The 2,372-nt window shown below is 46.6% G+C and carries 1 protein-coding gene; it reads left to right on the top strand.

What is annotated here, in order from left to right; all coding sequences use genetic code 11:
• Positions 1-18 precede the first annotated feature (18 nt).
• The coding region (locus tag COD92_RS30625; protein WP_176550498.1) for an SGNH/GDSL hydrolase family protein at positions 19-2,372 on the top strand (2,354 nt) is incomplete at its 3' end.

The following is a 2,372-nucleotide window of genomic DNA, read 5'->3' as shown; positions in this document are numbered from 1 at the left end:
AGTTCAAGCGGGGACCGATTGCAGTATCACAAAGCCGTTCTTGAATCGGTGGGAATTACGTCTCTTTCATCCCTTGGAACACTCAATTTATCGGGAAATTTAATTCCCCAAGCAGGGCTAACAAGGCCTGATCCGAACTTAGCGGCCAGTCAAGTATACTTCCAGTCAGCGTATAAATTAACGAATACGGCAGCCACACCAGTCCTTCAACCTGCTGGAGGCCAGGCTACCATTCTGAAAGCCATTCCTTTACCATCGAAAACAGTAAGTGCTACTTCTTTATCGAGTCTTACGACCCAGATTAATGTGGATACCGCTTATTGGGTCGCAACTGAAATCAATTTACAGGACAATACGACCATCGTCCTAAAACAACCACAGCATTATCTTATTTTAATTGCTGAAAAAATAACCGTTGGGCAAAATGTTACGTTTACATGGGAAAGACCAGGTAAATATAGCCCAGCTAAACCTATGAAACCACCAACCCCTCCTCAAGCCCCAACCTCGACTACGCTTGTGGGCATTACAGGGTCAAATGGGATACATGGAGTCAAAGGCGGCAGAGGCCCAGATGGAACTAGTGCGCCTGAATTAGAAGTATGGGTTCTTGATATGATTGGACGTCCCGCTTTTGATTTAAGGGGCCAGGATGGAATGACCGGTGGTGCTGGGCAGGATGGAGGGAATGGCGGCCAAGGAGGAAAAGGAAAACCTGCGCAATTGGACTGGTCAGGATTCTGCAAGTCTGGCTCCGGCGCTGGCGGCAACGGAGGAGCTGGGGGAAATGCAGGTTTAGGCGGAGATGGAGGGAATGGAGGATTTGGCGGGAAGCTTTCCCTATATGCCCCTCAGAAGGTGATCAATCAATACCTTCAAGGTTTTTACATAACCATCGATGGTGGACGCGGAGGAGCAGGAGGTCTGCCTGGTGAAAGGGGTTCTGGTGGAGCAGGAGGACCTGTGGGAGATTCTCTTAAAGCAAACTTTGGAGTCGTTTGCGGACCTGGATCCCGAACGGCCGGGTCCAGAGGGCCTGATGGAGCATCTGCAGCCCAAGGTTCCCCAGGCTACGAGGGGGGGAAACTACCGGAACCAATCAGTATGCGTGCCATCGATCCTGAAGATTTCTTGAGAAAACTTCTTGAACCGGTTATTTTTCAAGCCACTCCTGCCTATGCCTTTGCAGGGGAAAGCATCACGTTAACAGGTAAGCGTTATACGAAGACGGATGTTGTGCTCATCGATGGTTCACCTGTACCAACAAATGTTTATAGTGATACTTCCCTGCAATTTTCGGCTCCTTTTATCAGAGGAGGGCAGCACACCATTCAGGTAAAACAGTCGGATGGAACATTATCCAACAAAGCTTCTATGTATATTAAGCCCAAGGTCGACTCTGCCCAGCAGGATCAAAAAGAAAATGAACATATGCGAGTGACTCCAGGGCGAAAAGTGACGTTAATTGGCAGTGGATTTTCCGAAAATGCGATTGTTCGGATCAATGATCAGGATATGAGGGATGTAACTTTATTAAGCCCAACCCAGCTTGAGTTCACCTTGATTAGACCTTCCACCGTTGAACAAAATCCATCGGGAGAGCATGTGACAGCACGTGTGATTCTATCAGACGGAACTCCATCTAACACCCTTAATTTAGTGTTGGATACCTTCCATATGCTCGTTATTGGTGATTCTGTTTCTTGGGGTCAAGGTTTATTCGAACATGAAAAGCACTATTCCCTGGTCGGCAATGCGGTTAAAGCTGGGAATGGAAATATCGGATTCTATACCCAAGTACTTGCGCATTCTGGGGCAACCATTGGAGTAGATGATCATACAAATACTCCAGCAGTAGATGGAGAGGTGCCCGTTTCCTATCCGACCATTCTTCAACAGTGTGATTTATTTGTCGGGGATCCAACCCAGGTAGATCTGATCATTATGGATGGCGGAATCAATGATGTGAATCTTCGAGTTGTCCTGAATCCTTTTAATCAAGATGATTTGAGTGATCTTAATCGGACTCAATTCCTTAAGAATAGTAAAACATTATTTTCTAAAGTGGCTACTACCTTTCCAAATGCCAAAGTCATTGTAACGGGATACTATCCTCCTGTTTCTGAGCATAGCGATCTTAGCGCTGTAGAAGTATTACTTGTCGCATTAGGAATTGTGACAGAGGGAATACCTGGCGGTGTGGTTGCTGGATTTTTGACGGAACATCACCTGCAGATCATACATGAAAGAAGCTTGCAGCTTGCGAACGAGTCCAAATTGTTTCTCCAACAGGCTGTGGATGAAACCAATGCTACTCCGGAGGGTGGCAACCGGTTTTTCTTTGCCGATCCTAATATTGGTGTAGAACACTC

The organism is Bacillus sp. AFS037270 (assembly GCF_002585305.1).
The sequence above is the reverse complement of the archived record's forward strand: the minus strand, read 5'-3'. Positions and strand labels throughout refer to the sequence as shown.